Source organism: Paraburkholderia aromaticivorans, assembly GCF_002278075.1.
GTDB classification, from domain to species: domain Bacteria; phylum Pseudomonadota; class Gammaproteobacteria; order Burkholderiales; family Burkholderiaceae; genus Paraburkholderia; species Paraburkholderia aromaticivorans.
Map to the genome: position 1 here is coordinate 1352208 of NZ_CP022989.1, position 19460 is coordinate 1371667.

The 19460-nt window shown below is 64.1% G+C and carries 20 protein-coding genes; 11 read left to right on the forward strand and 9 right to left on the reverse strand.

The window, feature by feature from the left end:
- Positions 1-77 precede the first annotated feature (77 nt).
- The 11 genes from flgC (at position 78) to flgL (ending at position 11982) form a co-directional block, all read left to right on the forward strand.
- Positions 78-503: a flagellar basal body rod protein FlgC gene (flgC, locus tag CJU94_RS06085; protein WP_095417951.1), complete on the forward strand. Its 426-nt coding sequence runs from the start codon at positions 78-80 to the stop codon at positions 501-503.
- Between the two features lie 10 nt (positions 504-513).
- The gene (gene flgD / locus CJU94_RS06090; protein ID WP_095417952.1) at positions 514-1236 is read left to right on the forward strand and encodes a flagellar hook assembly protein FlgD; all 723 of its coding nucleotides are present in this window, start codon (positions 514-516) and stop codon (positions 1234-1236) included.
- 43 nt (positions 1237-1279) lie between these two features.
- Positions 1280-2791, forward strand: a complete 1512-nt coding sequence (locus tag CJU94_RS06095) for a flagellar hook protein FlgE (protein WP_095417953.1) — start codon at positions 1280-1282, stop codon at positions 2789-2791.
- A gap of 20 nt (positions 2792-2811) precedes the next feature.
- Complete coding sequence (gene flgF / locus CJU94_RS06100) at positions 2812-3570, forward strand: flagellar basal-body rod protein FlgF (protein WP_095417954.1); 759 nt, start codon at positions 2812-2814, stop codon at positions 3568-3570.
- 96 nt (positions 3571-3666) lie between these two features.
- Positions 3667-4455 (forward strand): flagellar basal-body rod protein FlgG, encoded by a 789-nt coding sequence (flgG, locus tag CJU94_RS06105; protein ID WP_011490205.1) that lies wholly within the window; start codon positions 3667-3669, stop codon positions 4453-4455.
- A 37-nt stretch (positions 4456-4492) separates the two neighbouring features.
- A complete protein-coding gene (flgH, locus tag CJU94_RS06110) occupies positions 4493-5191 on the forward strand; it encodes a flagellar basal body L-ring protein FlgH (protein WP_095417955.1) in 699 nt (232 codons plus the stop codon).
- A gap of 2 nt (positions 5192-5193) precedes the next feature.
- Complete coding sequence (locus CJU94_RS06115) at positions 5194-6378, forward strand: flagellar basal body P-ring protein FlgI (protein WP_095417956.1); 1185 nt, start codon at positions 5194-5196, stop codon at positions 6376-6378.
- A 12-nt stretch (positions 6379-6390) separates the two neighbouring features.
- Positions 6391-7389, forward strand: coding sequence for a flagellar assembly peptidoglycan hydrolase FlgJ (flgJ, locus tag CJU94_RS06120; protein WP_095417957.1), 999 nt, complete (start codon positions 6391-6393; stop codon positions 7387-7389).
- Positions 7390-7724: 335 nt separating this feature from the next.
- Positions 7725-8498 carry a flagellar brake protein gene (locus CJU94_RS06125; protein WP_095420236.1) on the forward strand — a complete coding sequence of 258 codons (774 nt, stop codon included), beginning with the start codon at positions 7725-7727 and terminating at the stop codon, positions 8496-8498.
- Positions 8499-8774: 276 nt separating this feature from the next.
- Entirely contained in the window at positions 8775-10748 is a 1974-nt protein-coding gene (gene flgK, locus CJU94_RS06130) for a flagellar hook-associated protein FlgK (RefSeq protein WP_095417958.1), read from the forward strand.
- A 10-nt stretch (positions 10749-10758) separates the two neighbouring features.
- Positions 10759-11982 (forward strand): flagellar hook-associated protein FlgL, encoded by a 1224-nt coding sequence (flgL, locus tag CJU94_RS06135; protein WP_095417959.1) that lies wholly within the window; start codon positions 10759-10761, stop codon positions 11980-11982.
- Between the two features lie 531 nt (positions 11983-12513).
- On the opposite strand, the gene fliR is transcribed toward flgL, so the two are convergent.
- The 9 genes from fliR to fliJ form a co-directional block, all read right to left on the reverse strand.
- Positions 12514-13296, reverse strand: coding sequence for a flagellar biosynthetic protein FliR (gene fliR, locus CJU94_RS06140; protein WP_095417960.1), 783 nt, complete (start codon positions 13294-13296; stop codon positions 12514-12516).
- A 37-nt stretch (positions 13297-13333) separates the two neighbouring features.
- On the reverse strand, positions 13334-13603 hold the full coding sequence (fliQ, locus tag CJU94_RS06145; RefSeq protein ID WP_011490196.1) for a flagellar biosynthesis protein FliQ: 270 nt from the start codon (positions 13601-13603) through the stop codon (positions 13334-13336).
- Between the two features lie 62 nt (positions 13604-13665).
- Complete coding sequence (fliP, locus tag CJU94_RS06150; protein WP_095420237.1) at positions 13666-14457, reverse strand: flagellar type III secretion system pore protein FliP; 792 nt, start codon at positions 14455-14457, stop codon at positions 13666-13668.
- Positions 14458-14501: 44 nt separating this feature from the next.
- Positions 14502-15113 carry a flagellar biosynthetic protein FliO gene (gene fliO / locus CJU94_RS06155; RefSeq protein WP_095417961.1) on the reverse strand — a complete coding sequence of 204 codons (612 nt, stop codon included), beginning with the start codon at positions 15111-15113 and terminating at the stop codon, positions 14502-14504.
- Entirely contained in the window at positions 15110-15574 is a 465-nt protein-coding gene (gene fliN, locus CJU94_RS06160; protein ID WP_095417962.1) for a flagellar motor switch protein FliN, read from the reverse strand. Before fliN ends, fliO begins: the two co-directional genes overlap by 4 nt.
- Complete coding sequence (gene fliM / locus CJU94_RS06165; protein ID WP_095417963.1) at positions 15567-16565, reverse strand: flagellar motor switch protein FliM; 999 nt, start codon at positions 16563-16565, stop codon at positions 15567-15569. The genes fliN and fliM overlap by 8 nt, the downstream gene beginning before the upstream one ends.
- A gap of 65 nt (positions 16566-16630) precedes the next feature.
- Positions 16631-17131: a flagellar basal body-associated protein FliL gene (gene fliL / locus CJU94_RS06170; protein WP_095417964.1), complete on the reverse strand. Its 501-nt coding sequence runs from the start codon at positions 17129-17131 to the stop codon at positions 16631-16633.
- Positions 17132-17446: 315 nt separating this feature from the next.
- Entirely contained in the window at positions 17447-18955 is a 1509-nt protein-coding gene (locus CJU94_RS06175; RefSeq protein ID WP_095417965.1) for a flagellar hook-length control protein FliK, read from the reverse strand.
- 53 nt (positions 18956-19008) lie between these two features.
- On the reverse strand, positions 19009-19458 hold the full coding sequence (gene fliJ, locus CJU94_RS06180; protein ID WP_095417966.1) for a flagellar export protein FliJ: 450 nt from the start codon (positions 19456-19458) through the stop codon (positions 19009-19011).
- Between the last annotated feature and the right edge of the window lie 2 nt (positions 19459-19460).

Consider the following 19460-nt stretch of genomic DNA (forward strand, 5'->3'; position numbering starts at 1 on the left):
CAATCGCTACGGGAATTAACGAAAGCCGGCGCAAACCGTGCAACTGCGTTGCATGAGATCGGAGAGGTCAGGAAAACATGCCATCTTTAATGAACATCTTTGGTGTTGCGGGCTCCGCGATGTCGGCGCAGTCGCAGCGGCTCAACGTGACGGCGTCGAATCTCGCCAACGCGGACAGCACGACCGGCCCGGACGGCCAGCCGTACAAGGCCAAGCAGGTCGTGTTCGCGGTCAGCCCGCTCGGCGGCGCGCGCACGGCTTCCGGCCAGCAGGTCGGCGGCGTGCAGGTCACCGGCGTGGTCGACGACCCGACGCCGATGAAGACCGCCTACGACCCTGGCAATCCGGCCGCGAATGCGGAGGGCTACGTCACGTTGCCGAACGTCGATCCGGTGCAGGAAATGGTCAACATGATTTCGGCCTCGCGCTCGTATCAGGCCAACGTGGAGACCTTGAACACCGCCAAGACATTGATGCTGAAAACGCTCACGATCGGAACCTGAGGAGAGCAGCTTGACCACCAACACCACCATCGGCGGCAGCGGCACGACCGTGTCGCAAACGCTGCTCGATACGATGAACGGCACGAAGAGCGCCTCGAGTTCCACGAGTTCGACGGGCAGCACCTCGGGCACGTCCGCGACGGATCTGCAGAACACTTTCCTGCAACTGCTCGTCGCGCAGTTGAAGAACCAGGACCCGACCAATCCGATGGACAGCTCGCAGATGACCTCGCAGCTGGCGCAGATCAACACGGTCTCGGGCATCAGTCAGTTGAACACGACGCTCAGCTCGCTCGCCACGCAGATGTCGGCGGGCCAGCAGTCGCAAGCCGCGCTGCTGATCGGCTCGACCGTGCTCGCGCCGGGCAGCTCGGTGTCGGTCGCGAGCGGCAAGGCCGGCGCGTTCGGCGTGCAGCTTGCCAACGCGGTGGGCGATCTGCAGGTCGTCGTGAAGAACTCGGCCGGCCAGATCGTCAACACCATCGACCTCGGCAAGCAGTCGGCCGGCACGATTCCGGTGGGCTGGACGCCGACCGATACGGCCGGCAACACGCTGCCGGACGGCACCTACACGATCAGCGCGGTCGGCACGATCAACGGTCAGCAGGCCACGGCCAGCACGCTCACGGGCGCCACGGTGCAAAGCGTCGTCATGCAGACCAATGGCACGCCGGGCCTCGTGCTCTCGAACGGCTCGACGGTCGGCTTGACCAGCGTCGCCGCCATCCTCTGATTCAGATTCAGTCAGTCACGACTTTCCAGATACGGAGACCGTCATGGGTTACCAACAAGGTTTGAGTGGTTTGTCGGCATCGTCGAGCGATCTCGATGTGATCGGCAACAACATTGCCAACGCGAATACGGTTGGCTTCAAGAGCGGCGCCGCGCAATTCGCCGACATGTACGCGAATTCCGTGGCGACCGCGGTGGGCAACCAGGTCGGCATCGGCACGAAGCTCTCCGAAGTGCAGCAGCAGTTCTCGCAAGGCACGATCACCAGCACCAACCAGGCGCTCGACGTCGCGATCAACGGCAACGGTTTCTTCCAGCTGTCGAACAACGGCTCGCTGGTGTATTCGCGCAACGGCGTGTTCCAGCTCGACAAGAACGGCTTCATCACCAACGCGCAAGGTCTGCAGCTGATGGGCTACGCCGCGAACAGCTCGGGCATCATCAACACCGCGCAAACCGTGCCGCTCACGGTGCCGACCGCGAACATCGCCCCGCAGGCGACCACCAAGATCGTCGCCGGCCTGAATCTGAACGCGCAGGATCCGCTGATGCTCGGCACGCCGACCGTCACGCCGACCCTCGCGGGCGGCAGCACGCTCACGACGCCGGGCGCGACCATCACGAATACCGCTTCGGGCACGAACAACGACAGCTACACCGTCAACTTCACGAGCCCGACGACCTACACGGTGACCGACACGACGCTCGGCACGACGTCCGCCGCCGCGACGTACACGGCGGGCTCCGCGATCTCGCTGGGCAACGGCCAGACCATCACGTTCAACGGCACGCCGGCGACCGGCGACAGCGTCGCGATTGCGCCGACGCCCGTGGCGTTCAACCAGAACAGCTCGTCGACGTACAACTACTCGACCAGCACGACGGTCTACGACTCGCTCGGCGGCTCGCAGACGGTCAACATGTACTTCGCCAAGACCTCGGCCGGTACGTGGAACGTGTACGCGGGCACCTCGACCGGCACGGCGAGCCTGATCGGCCACGCGAACTTCAACTCGTCGGGCACGCTGCTGGGCACGACGACCGCGGCCGGCGTCGCGACCACCACGCCGTTCGCCTACAACTTCTCGATCCCGACCACCGACGGTTCGTCGACGCCGCAGAACCTGACGCTGAACATCGCCGGCACGACGCAGTACGGCGGCAAGGACGGCGTGAACTCGCTGCAGCCCGACGGCTACGCAGCGGGCACGCTGACGAGCTTCACGATCGGCGCCGACGGCACGCTGACCGGCAACTATTCGAACCAGCAAACCGCCGCGCTCGGCCAGATCGTGCTGGCGAACTTCTCGAATCAGAACGGTCTCGTGAACCTCGGCAACAACGAGTTCCAGCAGACCTCGCAATCGGGCGTCGCGCAGATTTCGGCGCCGGGCTCGACGAACCACGGCGTGCTGCAAGGCGGCGCGGTGGAAAACTCGAACGTCGATCTGACGAGCGAACTGGTGAACCTGATCACCGCGCAGCGCAACTACCAGGCGAACGCGCAGACGATCAAGACCCAGCAGACCGTCGACCAGACCCTGATCAACCTGTAAGCGACCGGGACCTACCCATCATGGATCGGCTGATTTACACCGCGATGTCGGGCAGCACGCAAGCGCTCGAACAGCAGGCTATCGTCGCGAACAACCTGGCCAATGCATCGACCACCGGTTTTCGCGCGCAACTGGCGACTTTCCGTGCCGTGCCGATGTCGTTCGGCGACGGCAGTTCGATCAACGACAACACCACCCGCACCTTCGTGCTGTCGTCGACGCCGGGCGCGGACTACACGCCGGGGCCGATCCAGCAGACGGGCAACCCGCTCGACGTGGCGATTCAAGGGCCGGGCTGGCTGGCGGTGCAAACCGCCGACGGCGGCGAGGCTTACACGCGCGCCGGCAATCTGCATATCGACGAAAACGGTCAACTGGTGAACGCCACCAATCAGGTGGTGCTCGGCAACGGCGGCCCGGTGTCGGTGCCGCCGGGCGCGGAAATCACCATCGGCAAGGACGGCACGGTGTCCGCGCTGACGCCCGGCGATCCGCCCACCGCGGTGGTGACGGTCGATCAGCTGAAGCTGGTGAATCCTGATCCGCAAACCATGACGCGCGGCGACGATGGCCTCTTTCGCACCGGCGACGGCAACGCCGCCGACGCCGATCCGACCGTCACGCTGGCGCCGGCCTCGCTGGAGGGCAGCAATGTGAATCCGGTCAGCGCGATGGTCTCGATGATCACCAACGCGCGTCAGTTCCAGATGCAGACCAAGCTGCTGGAAAGCGCCGACAAGAACGACCAGTCCGCCAATCAGCTGCTCAGCTTCAGCTAACGGGTCGCCGCGGGCTTGTCCCGTCGCAGCAAGCATGTTGTATGGGATCTGAGTCAGCGCAGAAGCGCGAACTCCGATCCACACAGGAGAAGAACCATGAATCGCTCACTCTACATTGCCGCAACCGGCATGAATGCGCAGCAGGCGCAGATGGACGTGATCTCGAACAACCTCGCGAACGTCAGCACCAACGGCTTCAAGGGCTCGCGCGCGGTATTCGAAGATCTGCTGTATCAGACCATCCGCCAGCCGGGTGCGAATTCGACGCAGAACACCGAACTGCCCTCCGGCATCCAGCTCGGCACGGGGGTGCAGCAGGTCGCCACCGAGCGTCTGTATACCCAGGGCAACCTGCAGCAGACCGGCAACTCGAAAGACGTCGCCATCAACGGCCAGGGCTTTTTCCAGGTGCAGATGCCCGACGGCACGACCGCCTATACCCGCGACGGTTCGTTCCAGACCAACGCGCAAGGCCAGCTCGTGACTTCGAGCGGCTACCAGGTCATTCCGGCGATCACGATCCCGAACAACGCGACGTCGCTCACCATCGGCAGCGACGGTGTGGTGTCGATCACAGTTGCCGGCTCGACCAACAGCCAGCAGCTCGGCTCGATGCAGATCGCGACTTTCATCAACCCGGCCGGTCTCGATGCGAAGGGCGAAAACCTGTTCGCGGAAACCGCTTCGTCGGGCGCGCCGAATGTCGCGCAGCCGGGCCTGAACGGCGCCGGCACGCTGAATCAGGGCTACGTGGAAGCATCGAACGTGAACGTGGTGCAGGAACTGGTGAACATGATCCAGACGCAACGCGCTTACGAAATCAACAGCAAGGCCGTGACGACCTCCGACCAGATGCTGCAGACCCTGAGCCAGATGCAGGTTTAAGGCTTAAGGGACTGGTAATAGACAGGCGGTAATCAAGATGTCGCACTTCACTCGTAATCCGGTTCATTCGCGCACCGCGCAGGCGCTCGTGCAGCTCACGCTGCTCGCCGCGCTGGGCGGCTGCGGCCTCGTGCCGAAGCAGCCGATCACCCAGCAGCCGATGACGGCGCTGCCGCCGATGCCGCCGTCCATGCAGGCGCCGGGCTCGATCTACAACCCGGGTTACGCGGGGCGGCCGCTGTTCGAAGATCAGCGGCCGCGCAATGTCGGCGACATCCTGACGATCGTGATTCAGGAAAACGTCAACGCGACGAAGTCCTCGGGTGCGGGTGTCAACCGTAGCGGCAATACGAGCTTCGACGTGCCGACCGCCGGCTTTCTCAGCGGTCTGTTCGGCAAGGTCAACCTGAGCGCGAACGGCGCCAACAAGTTTGCGGCGACGGGTGGCGCGAACGCGTCGAACACCTTTAGCGGCGTCATCACCGTCACGGTGACGGGCGTGCTGCCGAACGGCAACCTGATGGTGAGCGGCGAAAAGCAGATGCTGATCAACCAGGGCAACGAATTCGTGCGCTTTTCCGGTGTGGTGAATCCGAACACGATTTCCAACCTGAACGCCGTGTATTCCACCCAGGTGGCTGACGCGAAAATCGAGTATTCCGCGAAGGGCTATGTCGACGAGGCCGAGAATATGGGCTTCCTGCAGCGCTTCTTCCTCAACGTGGCGCCGTGGTGATCATGCGTACCGTCTTCTCCCGTATCCGCCTCGCGCGACTGGCCTGTTTCGGCCGCGTGCTGGCCTTCGTCGCGCTCGCCTGCGCGGCGCTGCCGGCGGCCACGCCCGCTCATGCCGAACGTCTGAAAGATCTCGTGCAGATCCAGGGCGTGCGCGACAATCCGCTGATCGGCTATGGCCTCGTCGTCGGCCTCGACGGCACGGGCGACCAGACCACGCAAACGCCGTTCACCACGCAGACGCTCGCCAATATGCTGGCGAACCTCGGCATCTCGATCAACAACCAGGCGGCTGGTTCGAGCAATTCGCAGTCGTCGCTGTCAAACATTCAGTTGAAGAACGTCGCCGCGGTGATGGTGACGGCGGTGCTGCCGCCGTTCGCGCGTCCGGGCGAAGCGATCGACGTGACCGTGTCGTCGCTCGGCAATGCGAAGAGCCTGCGCGGCGGCACGTTGCTGCTCACGCCGCTGAAGGGCGCGGACGGCCAGGTGTATGCGCTCGGCCAGGGCAATCTCGCCGTCGGCGGCGCGGGCGCCAGCGCGAACGGCAGCAAGGTGCAGGTGAATACGCTGGCCGCGGGCCGCATTGCCGGCGGCGCGATCGTCGAACGCGCGGTGCCGACCTCGGTGTCGCAAGCGGGCACCATGCAGCTCGACCTCAACGAAATGGACTACGACACCACGCAGCGCGTGGTGGCCGCGGTGAACAACGCATTCGGCGGCGGCACGGCAACCGCGCTCGACGGCCGCACGATTCAACTGCGCGCGCCGAGCGACCCGGAACAGCAGGTCGCCTTCATGGCGCAATTGCAGAACCTCGACGTCAAGCCGGCGCAGGCGGCCGCGAAGGTGATCCTGAACGCGCGCACCGGCTCGATCGTGATGAACCAGATGGTCACGCTGCAGAACTGCGCGGTCGCGCACGGCAACCTCTCGGTCGTGATCAATACGCAGCCGGTGGTGAGCCAGCCGGGCGCGTTCTCGAACGGTCAGACGGTGGTGGCCAAGCAGTCGCAGATCCAGATGAAGCAGGACAACGGCGCACTGAAGCTGGTGACGGCCGGCGCCAATCTCGCCGATGTGGTGAAGGCGCTCAACGCATTGGGTGCGACGCCCGCGGATCTGATGTCGATCCTGCAGGCGATGAAAGCGGCGGGCGCTCTGCGCGCCGACCTGGAAATCATCTAAGGAAGACACAGGATGAATTCGGATACGACCAATTCCGCCGCTTCGGCGAACGACCTGACCCAGCGCTTCGCGCTCGACGTGCAGGGCTTCGCCAAGTTGAGCGCACAGGCCAAGGCGTCGCCGCAAGCCGGCATGAAGATGGCCGCGCAGCAGTTCGACGCGGTGTTCACGCAGATGATGCTGAAGAGCATGCGCGACGCGACCCCGCAAGATGGTCCGTTCGATTCGCACGACAGCGCCACCTTCACCTCGATGATGGATCAGCAGTTGTCGCAACAGCTTTCGCAGAAAGGCATCGGCGTGGCCGACGCCATGCTCAAGCAGCTGATGCGCAATCAGGGCATGCAGGTGGGCGGCGCTGCGGGTGGCGCGGGCGGCCTTGCGGGCATGGCCAACGCACTGGGCGGCGGCAGCGGCGGCGACGAAGGCCAGACCGCGGCGCTCAACGCGCTCGCCAAGGCGTACGGCAATGCCCAGGCCAACGGGCAACTGGCGATGGGCAAAGGCTACTCGGCCAACAGCGCGCTCACCCCGCCGCTCAAGGGCGACGGCAGCTCGCCCAAGGTCGACGCATTCGTCGACAAGCTCGCCGAGCCGGCCCAGGCCGCCAGCGCGGCGACCGGCATTCCGGCGCGCTTCATCATCGGTCAGGCTGCGCTCGAGTCCGGCTGGGGCAAGAGCGAGATCAAGAAGGCGGATGGTTCGACCAGCCACAACGTGTTCGGCATCAAGGCGACCAAGGACTGGACCGGCAAGACCGTGTCGACGGTCACGACCGAATACGTGAACGGCAAGCCGCAGCGCACCGTGGAAAAGTTCCGTGCATACGACTCGTATCAGGAAGCCATGACCGACTATGCGAGCCTGCTCAAAGGCAATCCGCGTTATGCGCAGGTGATCAATTCAGCGCACGACGTGAACGGTTTCGCGAACGGCATGCAGCGCGCCGGTTACGCCACCGACCCGCATTACGCGAAGAAACTGATGTCCATCATGCAGAAGATGGGCTGAACTGCGCTCATGCAGTTCGAATCACCCGGGTATTCAAAGAATAAAACCATGCACGCGACGGGGCCAGGTGCATAACGAGACGGAAGAGGCCGGCCGCCCCCCGGGCGGCCGGTCCACCCGCGAGAGCCGTCATGGGTGTTTAACGTTTGCGTAAATAATTCATTGCATGCCCCTAAATTTTGTCCGGGCGCTGCCGCTAATCAGTTAGACCCAATACCGGAAAAACGTTGTAATGTCCGGGTTGATGCGCGTGCTGCGGCTTCAGTGAAGACCGCGCGAAAGCCCCGCCAGGAGCCTTGGCACGCGCCCGCAAGAACAAGCATACCGGCAAGCCCATGGATACTACCCAGTCGAACGGCCAGACCGACACACACGGCCAGCCGCCCGCACCGAGCGACGATGGCGTCAACGATTTTGGCCGGCGCAATCCGCTGGAGATCGGCGTTCAGTTGCGCAATCTCGTCAATCGCGGCGATTTCCTCACCGTTCAATACGCAGCCGGCCAGCTCGTCACGCGTTTGCTCGACGTCGACGTGCGCGGGCGCACTTTCACCTTCGACTGGGGCGCGCTGTCCGATCAGAACCGCGGCTTGCTCAGCGCGCCGCGCTGCCAGTTCCATGCGCAGCCGGATGGCGTGCGCGTGGAATTCGCCACCAATACGCCGCGCGAAACCCGTTTCGAAGGACTGCCCGCATTCGAGGCCGACTTCCCCGAGGTGCTGTTCTACGTGCAGCGCCGCGAGTATTTCCGCGTCGATGCGCCGATCCTCGACCCATATATGTGCTCCGGCCGTTTGCCCGAAGGCGATACGTTCCGTTTCGAGGTGCACGACCTCTCGCTGGGCGGCGTCGGCATGCGCACCACCGACGAGCGCGTGGCCGAATTGCCGATGGGCACGCGGCTCATGGATTGCGAATTGGCGCTCGGCGCGCTCGGCCGTCTCTCGCTCGATCTGCAACTCGTATCGCACCGCTCCACCGCGCTGCCCAACGGCACACAGCGTTATCAGCTCGGCTTCCGTTTTCTGACGCTGCCGGGCAGCGCGGAAAACACGCTTCAGCGTCTGATTACGCAACTCGAAATGAAGCGCCGTTCGCTGGTGCGGTGACCGGCACGCTGGCGCAGCGGTGCGTGAGCGTGCCTGCTCGGGCACTGCGCGCGCACAGTTCGCTGGCCGGCTCGTTATCACTGGTTCACCACGCTGTTTTTCGTGCCGTCCGCACGCCCATGCGCGATGAATGACGGGCCCTGCTAGCCTCGTAAACGTTGAAACAAACGTCGAACACACATCGGAATGACCTCAATTTTTCGCTGTTGAGGCCGTTAAACAGAATGTTCAAGTAACGCGGCGGCATGTGTACGGTGTCGCCCTTCAGGATGACGCATGTCCAATCTCATCAATCTCGGCCTCAGCGGACTGAATGCAGCCCAGTGGGGGCTCACGACGACCGGTCAGAACATCAGCAACGCGTCGACGCCAGGCTACACCATCGAAACCCCGGTGTATGCGGAAAGCGGCGGCCAGTACACGGGCTCGGGCTATCTGCCGCAAGGTGTCTCGACTACGACCGTGACGCGCCAGTACAGCCAGTATCTGACTACCGAGCTGAACAACGCGCAGTCGTCGGGCAGTTCGCTCTCGACGTACAACACGCTGATTTCGCAACTGAATAATCTGATCGGCAGCCCGACTGCCGGGATTGCGAGCGCGATCACCAGCTACTTCACCGGCTTGCAGAACGTCTCGAACAATGCGTCGAGTCTGGCTACGCGCCAGACCGCGATGAGCGGCGCGCAAACGCTGATGAACCAGATCAACGCCGCGGGTCAGCAATACGACGCGCTGCGCCAGAGCGTCAACACGCAACTCACCAATACCGTTTCGCAGATCAACAGCTATTCGCAGCAGATCGCGCAGCTGAACGGGCAGATCGCTCAGGCCAGCACGCAAGGTCAGCCGCCGAACCAGTTGCTGGACCAGCGCGATCTCGCCGTGTCCAACCTGTCGCAACTGATCGGCGTGAACGTCGTCAACAGCAACGGCAGCTACAGCGTGTTCATGAGCAACGGTCAGCCGCTCGTGTCGTCCAACAATAGCTACAACCTGGGCACCGCGCCTTCGACCGGCGACACCAGCGAACTGTCCGTGCAGTATCTCGGCCAGGCCGGCGCGAACCCGGCGGCGGCGCCGCAGAACCTGCCCGACAGCAAGATCGCCGGTGGGACGCTCGGCGGGCTGCTCGCGTTCCGCAGCCAGACGCTCGATCCGGGCGAGGCGCAACTCGGCGCGATTGCCGTGAGCTTCTCCGCGCAGGTCAACGCGCAGAACAGTCTGGGTATCACGCTCGCCGGCGCCAAGGGTGGCGCGCTGTTTTCGGTGGGCGGCCCGACGGTTTATGCGAACACGCAGAACACCGGCAACGCGTCGCTGAACGTGTCGTTTGCGAACCCCGCGCAGCCGACTACCGGCGATTACACGCTGGCCTACAACGGCACCACCTACACGCTGACCGACAATTCGACGGGCAACGTGGTGGGTTCGGCGACCAACCTGAGCCAGCCGATCAACGGCCTGAATTTCTCGACCACCGGCACGATGAACGCCGGCGATTCGTTCACGGTCGAGCCGACTCGCGGCGCGCTGAACAGCTTCGCGACGGCCACCACCGACGCATCGGCGATCGCCGCCGCCGCGCCGGTGCTGGCCAACGCCGTGTCGAGCAACACCGGCACCGGCTCGATCACCCAGGGCACGGTGACGGCCGGCTACACCATGCCGAACTCGACCACCACGCTGTCGTACGACGGCACGGGCCTGTCCGGTTTCCCGGCTGGCTCGACGGTGACGGTGGCCGGTTCGCCCGCCACCACGTACACGATCGCCAGCGCGGCGACCGTGGTGCCGTATTCGTCGGCCGCCGGCGCCACGCTCACGATCAACAACGCAACCGCCGGCCAGATGAACAACGTGTCGGTGACGATCAGCGGCGCACCGGCTGCCGGCGACAAGTTCACCATCGGCCCGAACACCGGCGCGACCAACGACGGCCGCAATGCGCTGGCGCTGTCGAATTTGTCCACCGCGAAAGCGATGTCGGGCGGCACGGTCACGCTGACGGGCGCGTATGCGAACTATGTCAACCAGATCGGCAATCAGACCAACCAGATCCAGACCTCGAGCACGGCGCAGAGCTCGCTGGTGACGCAGATCACCACCGCGCAGCAGTCGGTTTCGGGCGTGAACATCAACGAAGAAGCAGCCAACCTGCTTCAGTATCAGCAGCTGTATCAGGCGAACAGCAAGGTCATTCAGACCGCGCAGACCCTGTTCCAGACGATACTCGGCATCTTCCAGTGAGGCGTTGAGAATGCGCATCTCCAGCACGCAGTACTTCAACATGAACGTCGCGACGATGAGCGATCAGCAAGCTCAACTGTCGCAGTTGTACGCCGAGATCTCGAGCGGCGTGAGCCTCTCCACTCCGTCGGACAATCCGCTCGGCGCGGCACAGGCGGTGCAGTTGAGCTCGACGGCGACGACCCTGTCGCAATACACGACCAATCAGGGCAGCGCGCTGGCGTCGCTCCAGCAGGAAGACACCACGCTCGGCAGCGTCAACACCGTGCTGCAAACCATTCATACGCTGGTGCTGCGTGCCGGCGACGGTTCGCTGAACGACGGCGACCGCGGCTCGATCGCGACGCAACTGCAAAGCTTGCGCAGCCAGTTGATGACGCTCGCCAATTCGACCGACCCGCAAGGCAACTACCTGTTCGCCGGCTATCAGAGCAGCGCGCAGCCGTACACCACGAATTCGGCCGGCGTCGTGACCTATTCGGGCGATACGGGCACGCCCGCCGTGCAGATCACCGCATCGCACGTCGTGCAGACCGGCGACAACGGCATTGCGATTTTCGGCAGCGTGGCGCCAATCGGCACGAGTGCCGTGCCGGCCGCGACGACCGGCAACACCGGCACGGGCGTGATCAGCTCGGTGAGCCTGAATAACCCGACCGATCCGACCAATGCGGACAAGTATTCGATCAATTTCTCGTCGGCGACCACCTACACGGTGAGCCAGACCGACCCGGCCACCGGCGCGGTGACCACGAGTGCGCCGCAGGCGTTCACCGCCGGGTCGGCCATCACGCTCGGCGGCCAGTCGGTGACGATCACCGGCGCGCCGAACGCCGGCGACAGCTTTTCGGTGACGCCGGCCACGCAAGGCAGCATGGACGTATTCGCCAATCTGAGCCAGTTGATCACCACGCTGCAAACGCCGGTGTCGGGCGGCGCCTCGACGGCCAGCTTCCAGAGCGCGCTGACCACCAGCATGGCCCAGCTCGAGAACACGATGAACAACGTCGTGACGGCGCAGGCGGCGGTGGGTGGCCGCGAGCAGGAAGTGCAGGCATTGCAGACGGTCACGCAAACCAACACGTTGCAGACCTCGAGCAATCTGGCCGATCTGACGCAGACCGACATGGTCAAGACGATCGGCAAGTACACGATGACGCAGGCTGCGTTGCAAGCGGCGCAGCAGGCATTCGCGAAGATTCAGAACATCTCGCTGTTCCAGTACCTGAACTGATGTCACGTGTCGTCTGAAAGGGAGAAGGGCGGAACCGGTGTGAGCCGGGTCCGCCCTTTTTGTTTTTGCGTGCGCTGCATTGCGCAGTCGATGCTGGCTCTCGAACGCGACGGCATGCGCCGGCAGTCCCGATCATCTGGCCGGCTCGCTCGATTCGCTCAAGCGCTGACTATCCCATACGCGTCGAGCTGCATAGGATCTCGAGCGAAATATCTTGCCGACACTCACGAACCGATTCGATTGTTAATGAACGTGCGCTTTCGCATGGTCAACAGACTGGCAAAACCGGAGTATCGAATCAATGACGCAACACAGCCGGGGGTCTCGGCTGAACTGGAAACAGTCAGGTTGGATTGCGAGCGCAAAATAAACACGCCAGAGCCGGCGTAGGAATATTGATGGCTGCAGCGGTCCGGCGTCAGAGCGGCGTCCACATCGTCCATACCGCCGCACAACGGCGTTGTGGATGCCTACGGCGTAGAAGCAGCCGCACCTTCGCGACCGGCGCTCGGTGGCTCAGTCGGGGGCGTGTTACCTGAACCCCGCCGCCACCCGCCCCATCTGGTCGAGGCCCACGTCGAAGAGCCGCACGAAGAACGGAATCATGTTCGGGACCATCAGTTGCAGAAGCAGCATGCCGATCAGCATGGTGAGCGGAAAGCCGATCTGGAAGACTCCGATCTGCGGCGCGGCGCGATTCAGAATGCCGAGCGCGAGGTTGGTGATGAGGAGCGCGACGACCACCGGCAACGACAGCAACAGCCCCGCCGAAAACACCGTGCTGCCGAAGTTCGCCAGCGTGCGCCAGCCCGGCGCGCCGAGAATGTTCGCCGACACCGGGACCGACTGGAACGTGGCGAGCAGCGCGCTGATCATCTGCAAATGGCCGTCGATCACCAGAAACACCAGCATGGCGATGGTGTTCATGTAGCTCGACAGTACCTGGCTGGAACTACTCGCCTGCGCGTCGAAGAAAGTCGCGAAGCCGAGACCCATGCCGAGACCGACGAAGTCGCCGGTTGCGCTGATCGCCTGAAACACGATCTGCATGGTGATGCCGAGTGCGATGCCGATCAGGAACTGGTTGACGATGATCCACACGCCTTCGGCGGAAAACACCGTGACTTGCGGCAGCGCGCCGAGCGTCGGCGCGACGATGATCGTGACGAAGGCCGCCAGTCCGATCTTCACGCGGATCGGCAGCGAGCGGTTGCCGAGCACCGGCGCGGTGGCGACCATCGCGAGAATGCGCACGAACGGCCACAGGAACGCGGTGAGCCAGGCGTTCAGTTGCGCGTAGGTGACGGAAAACATCGCGGGTCGGCGGGAAAGGTGAGAACCGGCGCGCCGCTCAGTTGACGAGCGTCGGAATGTTGGTGAGCGTCTGGCGCAGATAGTCGAGCATGGTCGTCAGCATCCACGGTCCGGCGATCACCATCGTGACGGCGATCGCGAGCAGCTTGGGAATGAACGACAGCGTGCTTTCGTTGATCTGCGTGGCCGCCTGGAACAGGCTCACCACCAGACCGACCACCAGTGCGACCAGCAGCAGCGGCGCGGCAAGCAGCAGGCCGACATACATGGCCTGGTGCGCGAGCGTCATGACGGATTCTTGATTCATGGCGAGAGGACCGGAAGCGTGAAGGGCGCGAGGCGCGATCAAAAAACCGCGGAAAAAAAGGTTTAGACGAAGCTCTGTGCGAGCGAACCCAGCAGCAACTGCCAGCCGTCGACCAGCACGAACAGCATCAGCTTGAACGGCAGCGAAATAGTCGCGGGCGACACCATCATCATGCCCATCGACATCAGTACGCTCGCCACCACCATGTCGATGATGAGGAACGGAATGAAAATCGTAAAGCCGATCTGGAAGCCGGTTTTCAATTCGCTCGTCACGAACGCGGGCACCAGCAGCGACAGCGGCACGTCTTCCGGACCTTGCATGGGCGCCGCGTGCGAGATGCGGGCGAACAGCGCGAGGTCGCTTTCGCGGGTCTGGCGCAGCATGAACGTCTTGAACGGCGCGAGACCGCGGTTGACGGCCGTCTCCATCGGCATCGATCCGTCGGAGAAGGGCTTGTAGCCATCGGTATAGGCCTTGTCGAGCACCGGCGACATGACGAACAACGTGAGGAACAGCGCGAGGCCGACGAGCACCTGGTTAGGCGGCGTCGTGGTCGTGCCGAGCGCCTGACGCAGCAGCGAGAGCACGATGATGATGCGCGTGAAGCTCGTCATCATCAGCACCATGGCCGGGAGGAACGACAGCATCGTGAGCAGCAGCATGGTCTGCACACTCAGCGAGTACGTCGTGCCGCCGTTCGGGCCGGGACTCGTGTTGAAGGCCGGCAAGCCGGCTGTCTGGGCGAACGACAGGCTCGGCAGCGCGAGCATCAGCGCCGGCAACGCGACGGGTGCGACGCGGCGCAGAGCGCGGGCAAACGCGGGGATCATTGTCGCGGCGGCGCCGGACATGCGCGCGGATTGCGCGTGACGCGCCGATGGAAGACTGAACTGCATTACTGAACCCCGCTGCCTTGCCCGTTGAAACGTTTGCCGACTTCGCCTTTCAAGGCATCGCGAAAGCGTTGGCCGAAGCTGCCCGGCAGCGCGGCGCTTGCGCCTGACGCACCGGGTGTGCCGGACTGCGTGGCGCCGGGCGCGTCGACGGCGGCCGAACCGGCCGGCATCGTATGAAGAAGACGCACATTGCCGGGCGCCGTGCCGAGCACGAGCCACGTATCGCCGATCTCGACCACCGCGACGCGCTCCTTGCCGCCGAGCGAGGCGCCGCCGATCGTTTTCACGAGGCCGCCGCGGTTCGCCGGCTGCAGGCCGAAGCGGCGTGCGAGCCACGCACAGGCGAACACCAGACCGATCACGACCAGCAGGCCGACGATGGTTTGCAGCACCGCGCCGACGCCGAGCGCCGGCACGGCACTGCCCGCACCGACGCCCGAGGCGATTTTCGCGGCGTTGTTGACCGCGTTCATGTCCGCCGCGACAGCGGCAGATGGTGTGAGCAACATCAAGATCGACGCCGGGGCGCATAGCGTCGCGGCGAAGCTGGCAGCCAGTGCGGCGCGAAACGTAACAGCGCGCGACGCGGCGCGACCGGCGACGCGTTTCATCGATTCAACTTCCGGATACGTTCGGACGGCGTGATGATATCGGTCAGGCGGATACCGAACTTGTCGTTCACCACCACCACTTCACCCTGCGCGATCAGACAGCCGTTGACCAGCACGTCCATCGGCTCGCCCGCCATGCCGTCCAGTTCCACCACCGAACCTTGAGCGAGTTGCAGCAGGTTGCGGATCGCGATCTTGGTGCGGCCGAGTTCGACGGTCATCTGAACCGGAATGTCCAGGATCATGTCGATGTCGTTGCGCGTCGAGGTCGGTTCGACTTTCGACAGCGGCTGGAACACGCCGGCCGTGGCCGCGCTGACTTCCGAATTGTCGTTCTGCTCGGCCAGCGCGCTGGCCCAGTCCGCCATGGCCGCTTCGTCTTCGGCTGCGGCTGCGTCGGCGGCCAGTTGCGGCTCACCTGCGGGTAGTTCAGCCTCGGGTTTTGCGTTCAGGTCACTCATATCCACCTTCCTTCATCGTGTCGGCTGCGCTGATCATCTTCTGGACCCGCAACGCGTACTGACCATTGAAAATTCCGTAGCCGCATTCCATCACCGGCACGCCATCGACTTTCGCCGTGATGTGTTCGGGGATGTTGATCGGCAAAACATCGCCTTTGCGCATGTTCAGGATCTGTTCGAACGTGACCGGCACCTTCGCGAGGTCGGCGGTCAATTCCACTTCCGCAGCCTGCACCTGCTGCGACAGCACGCGGACCCAGCGGCGGTCGACTTCGAGCGCCTCGCCCTGGATCGGCGACGACAGAATGTCGCGGATCGGTTCGATCATCGAGTACGGCATGCAGATGTGCAGCGTGCCGCCCGTCGTGCCGAACTCGATCGAGAACTGCGTGACGATGACGATTTCGTTCGGCGTCGCCACGTTGGCGAACTGCGTGTGCATTTCCGAGCGCACGTATTCGAACTGCAGCGGACGCACGCTCTTCCACGACGCCGTGTAGTTGTCGAACACCAGGTTCAGCAGCTTGTTGATGATGCGCTGCTCGGTCTGCGTGAAATCGCGGCCTTCGACGCGGGTATGAAAACGCCCGTCGCCGCCGAACAGGTTATCGACCACGAAGAACACCAGGTTCGGATCGAACACGAACAGCGAGGTGCCGCGCAACGGCTTCACGTGGACCAGGTTCAGGTTGGTCGGGATCGGCAGGTTGCGGGTGAATTCGCTGTACTTCTGCACCTTCACCGGACCGACGGAGATTTCCGCCGAGCGTCGCATGAAGTTGAAAATACCGACGCGCAACAGACGCGCGAAACGGTCGTTGATGATTTCGAGGCCGGGCATCCGGCCGCGGACGATGCGTTCCTGCGTCGCGATGTTGTAGGGCCGTACGCCCACACGGTCGCTTTGCTCGGCTTCCGAATCGGACTCGCCGGTTACGCCCTTGAGGAGGGCATCGACCTCCTCCTGGGACATGAACTCTTCGTGGCCCATTGCTTATTCCTCGTGCGTCCCGTGGCGGTTAATGATGGCAGCGCTGAATAACGTCACGACCGACGTCACTGCACGACGAATTCGGTGAACAGCACGTCCTGGACATGGATCGGCGCGGCACCCTTGTCGGTCGGCTGTTCGATCAGCGTCCGAAGTTCCGTGGCGAGCGCGCGCTTGCCTTCGAGCGGCGCGAGTTCGTCAGGATGTTTGTTCGACAGCGCGAGCAGGATGCGGCTGCGCACTTCGGGCATGTGTTCGGTCAGTTCCTGCTGGGTCTTCGCGTCGGTGAGTTTCAGCGTCAGGCCGATGCGCAGGAAGTGCTGCTGGCCGTCGTCCGACTGCAGGTTCACGGTCATCGATTCGAGCGGGAAGAACAGTGGCGCCGGTGCCGGAGCCGGGGCGGCGTCGGCCGACGCGGCGGCGGGCGCCCGCTTGGACATGAAAAACCATACGCCCGCGCCGGCTGCGCCCGCGGCGATGATCGCGATGAGCACGATCAGGATGATGCGCTTCAAGGGGCCCGGGGAGGCGGGCGCGGCTTGCTGGGTTGCGGTCGTGGTTGCCATGAGGTTTGCTTTGCTTGCCTTTAGTGCTGGTGATGGTGATTGTTGTTTATTTGGCTGCGGCGCGATGGGTCGAAAAGAAGGGTTATTGCGGGCTATCTCTCTTTTTTGCTGTTGCTGCGGGTGTTGGCCTTTCCTTGCTTTCCTGGTGATCTATTAGCGTTGCCCCTGTGCGGGGCGGCACTTACTTTCTTTGCATGCCGCAAAGAAAGTAAGCAAAGAAAGCGGCGCCCGGAGAGGGCGCCGCTTGCTGATTCCATAACTTGATGGTGGTGCTGGAGCTGGCTTGCTGCGGGTGGCCGCGCGCCGGTATCCGCGTCAAGCGAATGTGTCGACGAGGCCTACCGTGCGTCGCACCGGCACGCTCGTTACCGTGTCCATGGTGGCGGCGGCGCCGCCGAACGGGCCGCTCCCGCTGCTCGTACGGCCGCCTGACCGGCCGGAGTCGGCGCTTTGCTGCTGGCCGCTCTGGCGCGCAAAGCCGTCGCTGACGCTCGCGCTGCCAAGGCCGATGCCGTTCGATTCCATCGCCTCGCGCAACTTCGGCAAGGCGGCTTCCACGGCTTCGCGCACGGATTGGTGCTGCGAAACGAATAACGCATGGGCATGGTTGTCGGCTACCTGCAATACCACCTGCAATGGTCCCAGGTCCTTGGGGTTCAACGTCAGTTCGGCACTCTGGGAGTGCGCGTTCGACAGGAACACCACCTTCTGACTCAACGCCTCCTCCCAGTCAGTCGTGCCGACCTGCGGTGACAAGGCATTGGCCGCTTCCGCCGCGCCGGCATTGCCGGTGGTCTGGACGGCGGCCGTCGTGCTCGCCGCGCTGGCCGCGGCCTGCGTGGCGGCCAGTGCCGCTGTCGCCGCTTCCGCCGCGCTCTTGAAAGAGGTGAGATCGGCGGTTGGCGTGCCGCCGGTTGCGCTCGCCGTCAATGCGTCAGTCGCAGCCGCCTTTGCCGCTGTGGACGGATCTGCCACGGTCGTCGCCGCCGTCGTCATGGCGCTTTTCGAGGCGGTCGTTCCCTTGCCGTCGCCGAACACGCCGGCCGCCAGGGTCTTGCCGTCAGCGGTTCCGTTCAGCCCGCCACGCGTGTCGGCCTGGCCGTTTGCCGAGGCCGCGGCGCCGGCTGCGGCGCCGCTCGCCATCGCTTGCGCCGGCACGGCGCCCTGGCCGTTCGCCAACGCCGCCAAGGCAGCCTGCAAGGCGTCTTGCAACGACTTCGGATCCGTAGCCGTGGTTTTTTTGCCCGGCGTGCCGCCGGTCGTGGTGTCCGTGGCCGTGCCGGGCAACGCGGTCGCGGCGTCCGTCAAAGCGGCGGCGGGGTCGGCGGTTGTCGGCGTGGCGGCGTTGTTCGCGTCGGCTTGGGCTTGGGCTTGAGCCTGTGCTTGAGCCTGTGCGGCGGCGGCCGCCGCCGCGGTGCCCGCGTCGGTCTGGCTCGCCGTGGCGCCGGTCTTCGGCGGCGTGGCGCTGGTCTTGTCGGTCGAAGCCTGTTGCGTGTCGCCCGTCGCGGCCGTCGACGAAGCCGAACTCGTCGGCTTGCCGGTGTCGCTGCTGCTGTTCGTGTCGTCCGCGCTCTTCGTAGCGGGATCGGGCGGCGGCGGAGCGTCGTGCACGCTCGACGAAGACGACGAAGACGACGAAGACGAGGAAGACGACGAAGCCTGCTGCTGGCTAGCGCTCTGCGCGGCGGCGCTGTTCTGCTGGTCGATGCTTTGCTGCAAGGTTTGCGAGAACGGTTTGGCGTTCGCCGCAGCGGCAATGGCCGCGCTGGTGGACGTGCTGCTGGCGGAGCCGAGCAGCGAGCCGATCTGTGAGAGAAGCGACATAGGGAATCCTGTCAATCCGTCAAACGGGGTGTTCAGTCAAGTCGAGGCGGCGCTCATGCACCTTCGGTGCGCATCCTCAGAATCCGGGCGGCGTGTTCGTCGGCGTCGCGCTGGTCGCGCCGCGCCGTGGTTTTGGCTTCGGCTGCTTCGCCACGCGCCTGCAGCACTTCATACGAGCCGAGCTTCTGTTTCTGCCGCTGCCAGTCGGGCTTGGCGGCTTCGACGCGCGCGGTGGCCGTCGCCAGCAGGTTGCGCTGCTGTTCGATGGCGGCGTCGAGCGTGTCGATGAACGCCTGGAAATTGCGCATGTTGCCCGCGGGCATGCCCGTCTGGGCGGTCGCCGTGAAGCGCGCGTGATATTCGTCGCGATACTGCACGAGCGCATCGAGTTGCGACTGCACGTCGTTGCGCTCACGCTGCGCGCGGCCCAGACGTTGTGCGGCGGCGTCCACATCGTCCTGAGCGAGGCCAATGAGGGTCTTGATCGGAAAGTGTTTCGCCATCG